Consider the following 9,137-nt stretch of genomic DNA (forward strand, 5'->3'; position numbering starts at 1 on the left):
TTGTCCTTTTGACTGTTTTTGTCAAATCGAAAAATTAGTGGCATTAGTTAATAAGTTTAATTTTCGCAAAAAGAGATTGTTATAATGAGTTAAAACCGCATTTATATTTCCGTTTTGACTTGACATGATGACGGACTTTGATATTATGTTATAAATTTCACAAACTCATAGGAGGCGTTGAGATGTCTGATGAAAAATTAACGCGTGAGGAGTTGATTCGCAAGGCTGAGAAGCCGGGCAGGGACGCCATGCGCCTGCATCCTTTCTATCAGGGTAAAATACAGGTGATGGCAAAGTGTGTAGTCCGCAATATGGACGATTTCGCAATATGGTATACCCCAGGGGTTGCAAAACCTTGTCTTGCGATAAAGGATGACCCACTTACTGTTTTTGAACATACGAACAAGGGGAACTTTGTAGCTGTAGTGAGCGATGGCACGAGAGTTCTTGGCTTAGGTGACATAGGTCCTGAGGCTGCGATGCCCGTTATGGAGGGCAAAGCATTGTTGTTCAAGTATCTTGGTGGCGTTGATGCGTTCCCAATATGTGTGGACACCAAAGACCCAGATGAACTAATCGATTTCGTCCTTAAGCTTCAGCCGTCTTTCGGTGGGATTAATCTTGAAGATATTTCTCAACCTAAGTGCTTTTATATCCTTGATGAGCTCCGCAAGCGCGCTAATATCCCAGTCTGGCATGATGACCAGCAGGGAACGGCTGCGGTCACTGTGGCGGGGCTTATAAATGCGGTCAAATTGGTAAATAAAAAACTTTCCGAAATCAAGGTTGCTATGGTGGGCGCTGGGGCAGCAAACATCAGAGTTGCACACCAGATGTTCCTCGCTGGTGTTAAGCCAGAAAATGTGATAATGGTCGACTCTAAAGGCATACTTCACACAGAGCGCGAAGATGCCGAAATTTTGGCGACGAAATACAAGGAAAAATGGGAACTTGCTCAAATAACTAATCCAGATAAAATTAGCGGCGGGATACCTGAAGCAATGAAGGACGCTGATGTGGTTATAGCTCTTTCGAAACCGGGACCAGGCGTTATTGAACCAGAATGGGTGAAACTGATGGCTCGTGACCCTATACTTTTCGTGTGTGCGAATCCGGTTCCAGAAATCTATCCTTGGGATGCCAAAGCAGCGGGCGCGAAAATAGTGGCTACGGGGCGCTCAGACTTTCCCAATCAGGTTAACAATTCACTTGGTTTTCCCGGGATTTTCCGCGGTGCGCTCGATGTTCGTGCGAAAACTATAACTGATGAAATGTGCCTTGCAGCCGCCTATGAGCTCGCAAAAGTTGCTGAGGACAAAGGATTAAGAGAGGATTATATTATACCTTTGATGGAGGAGTGGGAGGTTTTCCCTCGTGAGGCTGTTGCGGTCGCTCTTAAGGCTATAGAGCAGGGTGTAGCTCGCGTCAAAAGAACCAAGGATGAACTTATGCGAATGGCTGAGGAAAAAATTCGCAGTGCGAGGGAACAGGTGCATCTTCTTATGAAAGAGGGATACATACCGCCTCCTCCTAATGATGAAGATTAAAAAAGGAGCGGGACATGCCTCAGTCCATGGGAGTTATGTCTCTGCCTACTGTCGAGCGTCTTTCTGTTTATCTAAGGACTTTAAAAGAAGCACTCGCGGAGGGTAAGGATTATATTGTTTCCACGGAGATAGCTCGGCGAAATGGTTTTACCCCTGCTCAGGTAAGAAAGGACCTTTCCTGCTTCGGAAGTTTTGGGGTTAAAGGCAAAGGGTATGATGTGAAGGAACTGATTGAGCGTCTTGAAGAGATCCTTGGTATAAACAGACGATGGAATGTAGCTATTGTGGGACTTGGTAATATAGGAAAGGCTCTTGTGAAGTACAAAGGCCTTAAAAAGACTGGATTTGATGTGGTCGCGATATTTGATATTGACCCTAACCTCGTGGGCAAGACCTACAGGGGGATACAGGTTTATCATACCGATGAGATAGGAAAAGTTGCCAAGAAAAACGACATTCAGATAGCGATAGTAGCTGTTCCAAAAGAGGCTGCCAAGGAAGCTATAAAAAAGGTTATCGATGCGGGAATAAAGGGAATTCTTAATTTCACCGAAGTTCGCGTGCCCATACCTGAAGGTTTTTTCCTCAAGAATGTGAATCTTCTCGGTGAGCTTGAAAGCATAACATACTACATGGTTAATCCAGACAGAGTGTGCAGATGCTATCAACCCGCGAAGCGGTAATTTTATTTCACGGCAGTGGGCAGAACTTACCCTACCAATCTGATTGGTAGCAATTTTCGTTTTCCCTATCCTTAATATTTTTTATTTTTTACTACCGTAAAACAGGGAGGTGATATGGGGTCTCAAATAGCTATTGTTGTTACTTTCGTTACTTATCTTGTAGTTTTGTTGCTTATAGGTTTATGGGCTGATCGCAAATACGCCCGCACCTACGGTGGTTTTATTGCTGCCAACAAGGGACTTGGAGCATGGGTAACAGCCATATCATCGGCGGCGAGTGGTGAGAGCGCGTGGGTTATGCTCGGTCTTGCCGGGCTTGGATACTCCAAAGGTGTTGCAGCCTATTGGGCAGCTATAGCCTGCATGCTCGGATTTCTTTTTAATGCCGTGTTCATAATGAGGCAGCTAAGACACGCTACCGCAGGCGAAGATATCTACATGCTCTCCGACTACATTGAGAAGCGACTCGGTGACGATAAACATATACTACGATTTGTTGGCGGGGTGATAATAGTAGTCTTCATGCTCTCCTATGTTACTGCGCAGTTCACCGGTTCGGGAAAGTTCGTTGCTGGAATGCACCTTTTCGATTATCAAACAGGAGTGCTTATAGGAGCGATAATTATCGGTATGTATGTTATTATGGGGGGATATGCTGCCGTGTGTTTTACCGACCTTATTCAAGGTCTATTGATGGTTGTTGTGATGCTTTTGTTCCCCATTTACGCAGTAATAATCAGCGGGGGTTTTGGGAATATTATTGCTAAACTTTCGGCAGAGGGACTCGCGAACTTTATTCCATCTACTGGTGCTTTGGCATTCATAATCGGAACTCTTGGGATTGCGCTTGGCTATCCCGGGATGCCGCATATAGTGATCCGATACATAACAGTTCAGGACGAGAGGGAAGCATCTCGTTCTGCGTTAATATTTTCAATTTGGGGGGCGATAGTGTTTTTTGGTTCTGTGACTCTTGGTATAGCAACGCGGGTTTTACTGCCAGGTCTTGCGGACCCTGAGCACGCTTTGCCACATTTTACGAGTTCGTATGCGCACCCTATTATAGCTGGTGTGGTTCTTTCGGCGGTTACAGCCGCTATAATGTCGACTGCTGATTCACAGCTTATTTACATCGCCAGTACGCTGGTTAATGATTTCTGGGTAAAAATAACTGGAAAATCGATAGAGCAGAAAAAGGCGGTAAAAACCACTCGTGAGCTTATCATACTTTTTACGGGTATTGCAATGATATTCGCGCTTCTTAATGTGCGGACTATATACACATTTGTTCTTTATGCGTGGAGCGCTCTTGGAGCTGCATTTGGGCCTATAGTTATACTTGGGTTATATTGGAGAAAGTTCAACAAGTGGGGTGCGCTGGCGAGCCTCATTATAGGCCCTGTGGTAACAGTTATATGGTATAACACTCAATTTCTAAAATCAATAATTTACGAACTTATACCTGCATTCTTTTTGTCACTTCTTGGAGCAATAGTTGTATCCAAGATAAAAAATTGACTTGACAAAAATTTTGTCAGATTTATTAATTGAATAATAACTTATTAAAGGAGGAATCATGGTAAAAAGTAAACATTTTTTGTCTTTTATTGTTTCATTAGGTTTTTTATTTATCATAGGATGTACTATGAATCCTGAAGTTAGTCCACCCCCGCAACCGGAAAGCGATAAGGAGAAGGAAAAAAGAAATTACTGTGATGTTAAAATCAATATCACTATAAAACTTCCATTATCGCTTTACTTTGGTCGTTACGGCAGTCTCCATATTGATGGACCTGATGGTTACTTTAACGATTTGAGAATTGAAATGTTAATGGGTGATCAAACCATAACTTTAAGAAGTGTTCCTGAAGGTAGATACACATTTACTTTAACTTATGCTGACATAATTATATCTAAGTGCGCAGTTGTCTGCTGTTATTGTGATATGGACTGGAAACATCGCTGTATGGAAAATCTTAAAGCTGTTCTTAAAAACAGAATGAATTCATATTATAATACTACTTATTACGATGATTGCTATGGTTATAATTATAACTGGAATTATTCTTCTCCTGCATGTGGATATCCTGAACCATGTTCTGTTATTGTGAGTTTCATAATCCCAGATGATTTATATAAATACGACCTTTAATTAGTTAATCCAAATTTTTTACCATTCTATTGGCATCCCGCGATGTCTTAGCGGGATGTTTTACAATTGTTGGTGGTAAATATGCTGTCAATGTTAATGGATATTATTGAACTGTCCGAAAAAATGCCCAAGACACCTATGTAGACAGTATCTCCTGCGACCGTTATCGTTACGGAATCGCGTGGCACAGGCTCTATCAATCCGCCTATGCGCCGACTTAAGTAAATCCTTGATGTGTCAATGGTTTCTCCTGAAGTATCTGTAACAGCGAAAATAACATTAACTGGCGCGCAGGATGTAAAAATTGTATCCATGGTACCCTCCGGACACACGCGCCATGCCACTGCAGGATAGCAACAGGGATGCCTGAAAAATACGGTCATGGAATCCTCTAAAATACTCTCGCTCATAGTGTTGCCGTTGCTATCGCTCAGTGTTACCATTCTTATGATTCGCCTTACTGTGCCATCAAGCAGGGAGTTGGGCAACCTTGTGTGGAAAACGAGTATTGTGTCGTTTATAACATCCATTGAATCAGGATAACAAAGAATGCCTATAGGGTCGAGAATACACACGCTGCTCCAGTCTATTCCGGCGCTGTCGTGCACCACAAATACCACAGAATCGGGCGAACATGTATCAGAGTAGGCGTAGCCCCATGGCCTTGTTGTGTCACCAGTAATGGAGAATGGTCCGCATGTGTCGCATCGAATGTGTCCAAAGCTGTCTATGGCACAAAGTCTTATAGTAACGCTGTCTGCTATTACATTTGGGTAACGCCAACTGGTCGAACCAGTATTTTCGTAGGTTCCTATCGAATGCCAACTTCCGCCACCGTCTGTTGAGTAGCTTATTGTTATGGGAAAAGGTGGCCCAAGTGTTAAAGGTGGAATAAACGAGTCAACAACGGTCCAGCTTATCGTGGTTAATTCGCCCGCATTGCCGTTAGGCGGACAATTCACAGAAACCGATGGTTTTCTTGTGTCAACAGGACCAAGTTCAGATATGTCTGATGCGAATATCGCGCCGTAAGGGCATTCGACTGAAGGGATGAATTCTATTCTGAATGAGTCCGATAGAACTGCTGAGTTGTAAGAGTATTGATAGCCGCCGGTCCCGGATGCATTTTCGAGCCCTACTGTTGCGCTTCCGCCGTAGTCATACCCGGAAAGCGGGCATCCGTTAAGGTCAAGATATTGGAAAATTATGGTGCCGTCCTCGTATATTATCAGTTCAAATGTCCAGAAGGTGGCTGATGAAAATGTTAGGTAATGCCCCACATTTCGCCAGATGACGGCTACCCAGCGATTAGGCGTTGTTCCCCCGAAAACGACATAAAGGCAACTTGTCGGCCTAATGTAGATATCGTCCCAAAGTGCAGCTATGTAGTTGTTTGGCGCTGATGCATCCGGGATAGGGTCGTTAATCCACCACCATGCGCCCGCGGTATTAAAAGTTATGAATCCATTGGTGGATACATACATAAAGCTGTGCGTGTCACCGTAGAATGTGAAGACGAAAGGCAGGTTGATGCGATGATAGCTGTCGTCACAGGTGTATCCCGCAGTGCAATTGCAAAGAATTGTGTCAACTGAGTCCCCATCCGCTGTATCTATCCAACTGAATGTAACGCCAGGGTCGTCGCTGTCGCGTACTATATAATTTAATGTGTCGCTCGCGGAACCCGGTAGATGCTCGACTGCTTGTATCATGAAAGCCCAGCGAGAATGCTCTGTATCAGGAACATCAACGCCAGCAGCCCAGCTTATAATGAGGCTTTCGCCGGGGCTTATGCTGTCCCCCACATCACCGAAAAGGGTTGTGCAGGGAACTGTCCAGGTCGAACCGCCATCAGATGAGCAGAAGAGAATGATATTCTGAATGGTATCCGCATCAAGGTTGTAGATTATATAGACTGTGTCGGTGCCATCGGTTCGCTCGAAGAAATCTATTATTTCAATTGATATATCGGCTGCGCTTTCTGGCGGGCACGGGCATGGGACAAGAATGCTTGCGCACGCTACTTGGGTTGGCTCGTTCTCAATGCAAATTGAGAATCTGCGCGAATCGAGAAAACTACCGATTGATGGAATGCCTGTTGTGTCAGGAATGATAAGCCATCCCGTTGTGTCGCTCGTTATCTCGAATTGACTCGTATCAAGAAGTGAATCGCCGAAGTGAATGATAGCGCTATCTGAGAAATTTGAACCATAAAAGTAAACTGTATCGCCCACATCAGCACAATAAGGGGTTATAAGACTTATCTCAAGCCAGTCACAGTAAACTCTTATCGGTGTTGAGAATCTTCTCCCGTTAATTATGAGTGTGGCTGTGTGAATTCCCTGCGACGCACTATCGGGCACGACGAATGAGATATGTGTGCTGTCGTGTCTGGTAAAACTTATTGTATCGCCGTCGAAGAGAAGCACTACTGAATCGGGAAAACCATCGCCCCAAATGTTAACTGTGTCGCCTGGGTCAGCGCAATTTGTGGAATCTATGATGGGAACCCCCTCGGGGTGTATACAATTCTGGAGAGTATCGCCGGATACGCGCGCCAGTGCTGTAACCGTATTTATTATAAACCTAAAGTCCATTGGCTCGGCATAACCGACCACGGGAACCTCGAATGTGTGACAATCGGCTATAGCTACTATTCTTCCGCCGAGGTGGCAGTCGCAGTCTTCGCCGTCAAGTCTCCGCGGGTAACTTATTGCTGCTATCACTTTCGTGCCGCTGCTGTCCCATACGAATGGCATTGCCGGCGGGGAAACATTTATGAGTGCTGTGAGAAAGAAGAAAAGATGGCTAACTCCATTGGTTAAGGGTGGTAGTGAGGCGATATTCGTCGTGTAAATTCTTCCGCCGCTCCCGTCGAATGAGAGACCCGTTGCCCATCGACTGTCACCAAGGAGTTGATTGTGGGGGCTAACATCATCGGTTACTATTGGCATTATTAACAGGTTTCCGCCGTGGCAGACGAAATCTATAAGCTGAGTCCGCTGGGAATATGAAAAACCAGCACTCGAGCAGTAATTATGATGCATAAGTATCACGAGGTCATATCCGCTTAGAGTTGGAAACCTACCTACTGATGATGTAAAGTGAACTGTCGCACCGTGTGCGCGTAATGAGTCCCATATGGCAGAAAATGTGGTCGTGTCGTGATGTCCACAGAAAGGCGCATCATCAACGAGAACCATCTGCCCGAAAACATTAATAGAATAAGACAATATTATAATACTGTATAAAAACGAGCGCATTAAACGATATCCGACCTCCTAAAATAATTTTATAATAATGACCATTAAAAAGCAAGAGGTTCCGCAAAAAATTTTGGTTGCAGTATTCGTGGTTATTACCGTGCGAACTCGCCGCCGTCTTCAAATGGGTAGTCTTCCAGTTCACCATATTTCAGCGCCACCCATAGCATGTTTAGTGCAGCGGTCGCGCTTCTTGTGCGAACTGCGTTTCTTCCACCGACAAAATGGTACTTTCTAACCCAAACCTTTTCCGGCGAGGCAACTGAGATGTAGACCAACCCGACAGGTTTTGTGGGAGTCGCTCCTGTGGGTCCTGCTATGCCAGTTATGCCTATTCCGAATGTAGCTTGAAAACGGTCTCTGACGCCGCTTGACATTTCAAATGCTACCTGTGGACTTACGGCACCGTATTTTATGAGGTTTTCCTCCGAAACGCCCAGGAACTTCATTTTGGCTTCATTCGAGTACGATACGACTCCACCGAGGAAGTAATCGGAACTTCCCGGAATGTCGACAATCCAGGACGCAAGCATCCCGCCTGTGCAGGATTCCGCTGTGGCAAGCGTTTGCCCTCTTTTTCTGAGGAGTTCCCCGATAACCTTTTCTATACGCTCCTCCTCACTATGAGAGAAGGTGTATTTCCCCAGAATTTTCGATAAGATATTCTTGGTTTCGTTAAGTACGCTTTCCTCGCGAGCTACGATAAATACATCAACTCCTCGAAGTGATGGATAGTAAGATATTTGTGCACTTTGAGGAATTTGTTTTCCTTGTATCCATTCGTTTATGACCGATTCGGGCACACCTATCGTTTTGAAAATTGCATTCAGAACTTTTTTTGCCTTAATTCTTTCCCTGAGTATTTTTTCCACCGAATGGTAAACTGCTTGCATTTCTCTTGGTGGTCCGGGAAGGAGGAAGATTAGCTTTCCTTGCCATTCGACGAATATTCCGGGTGCGGTGCCTTCGGGATTTTCGAGCGCTATTCCCCCCTCAGGCAAATAGGCTTGAACGAGGTTCACTTCGGGCATTTTTATACCACGCTTGATGAACCTTTCCTCTATGGTCTTCGCTATTTCCTCGTGGAAAATAAGTTTCTTACCGAGAAATTCGGATAAGGCTTTTCTTGTGGCGTCATCAGGTGTGGGACCGAGTCCGCCAGTAGTTATTATTATGTCGGCTTCATTGACATACGATAGAGCCTTGGATATCGCATCTAACCTGTCAGGGACGGTTTGGTGGTGAATGACATCTACCCCAAGAAGAAAAAGCTTTTTCGCGAGCCATGCCGAATTGGTATCTATTATCCTCCCTCTTAGTATTTCATCGCCTATGGTTATTATCGCTGCCTTGGGCATGTTCTTACACCCCCGTTAAAAGTATCAGAATCCAAAGCCCGATATTTGCATAAATCCCTGATATCACATCATCAAGCAGCACTCCCCAACCACCCGGTATTTTTTCTGCCCTTGAGGCGGGCGGAATTTTGACT

6 protein-coding genes are annotated in these 9,137 nt (G+C 44.8%); 4 read left to right on the forward strand and 2 right to left on the reverse strand.

The window, feature by feature from the left end; all coding sequences use genetic code 11:
• Positions 1-182: 182 nt before the first annotated feature.
• The 4 genes from J7J62_05200 to J7J62_05215 all read left to right on the forward strand — a co-directional run bounded on the left by J7J62_05200 (position 183) and on the right by J7J62_05215 (position 4,382).
• The gene (locus J7J62_05200) at positions 183-1,547 is read left to right on the forward strand and encodes an NADP-dependent malic enzyme (protein MCD6124549.1); all 1,365 of its coding nucleotides are present in this window, start codon (positions 183-185) and stop codon (positions 1,545-1,547) included.
• A gap of 14 nt (positions 1,548-1,561) precedes the next feature.
• Positions 1,562-2,230 carry a redox-sensing transcriptional repressor Rex gene (locus J7J62_05205; GenBank protein ID MCD6124550.1) on the forward strand — a complete coding sequence of 223 codons (669 nt, stop codon included), beginning with the start codon at positions 1,562-1,564 and terminating at the stop codon, positions 2,228-2,230.
• 114 nt (positions 2,231-2,344) lie between these two features.
• A complete protein-coding gene (locus J7J62_05210) occupies positions 2,345-3,748 on the forward strand; it encodes a sodium/proline symporter (GenBank protein ID MCD6124551.1) in 1,404 nt (467 codons plus the stop codon).
• 58 nt (positions 3,749-3,806) lie between these two features.
• Positions 3,807-4,382, forward strand: a complete 576-nt coding sequence (locus tag J7J62_05215) for a hypothetical protein (GenBank protein ID MCD6124552.1) — start codon at positions 3,807-3,809, stop codon at positions 4,380-4,382.
• Between the two features lie 47 nt (positions 4,383-4,429).
• On the opposite strand, the gene J7J62_05220 is transcribed toward J7J62_05215, so the two are convergent.
• Positions 4,430-7,645 carry a hypothetical protein gene (locus tag J7J62_05220; GenBank protein MCD6124553.1) on the reverse strand — a complete coding sequence of 1,072 codons (3,216 nt, stop codon included), beginning with the start codon at positions 7,643-7,645 and terminating at the stop codon, positions 4,430-4,432.
• A 95-nt stretch (positions 7,646-7,740) separates the two neighbouring features.
• Positions 7,741-9,003 carry a competence/damage-inducible protein A gene (locus J7J62_05225; protein ID MCD6124554.1) on the reverse strand — a complete coding sequence of 421 codons (1,263 nt, stop codon included), beginning with the start codon at positions 9,001-9,003 and terminating at the stop codon, positions 7,741-7,743.
• Positions 9,004-9,137 lie beyond the last annotated feature (134 nt).

The organism is bacterium (genome assembly GCA_021159335.1).
Lineage (GTDB): Bacteria > UBP14 > UBA6098 > B30-G16 > B30-G16 > JAGGRZ01.

Excerpts from the sequence above, each read along its gene's own strand:
- J7J62_05200 (MCD6124549.1), top strand. The coding sequence starts at position 183 with ATGTCTGATGAAAAATTAACGCGTGAGGAGTTGATTCGCAAGGCTGAG.
- J7J62_05205 (MCD6124550.1), top strand. The coding sequence starts at position 1,562 with ATGCCTCAGTCCATGGGAGTTATGTCTCTGCCTACTGTCGAGCGTCTT.
- J7J62_05210 (MCD6124551.1), top strand. The coding sequence starts at position 2,345 with ATGGGGTCTCAAATAGCTATTGTTGTTACTTTCGTTACTTATCTTGTA.
- J7J62_05215 (MCD6124552.1), top strand. The coding sequence starts at position 3,807 with ATGGTAAAAAGTAAACATTTTTTGTCTTTTATTGTTTCATTAGGTTTT.
- J7J62_05220 (MCD6124553.1), bottom strand. The coding sequence starts at position 7,645 with ATGCGCTCGTTTTTATACAGTATTATAATATTGTCTTATTCTATTAAT.
- J7J62_05225 (MCD6124554.1), bottom strand. The coding sequence starts at position 9,003 with ATGCCCAAGGCAGCGATAATAACCATAGGCGATGAAATACTAAGAGGG.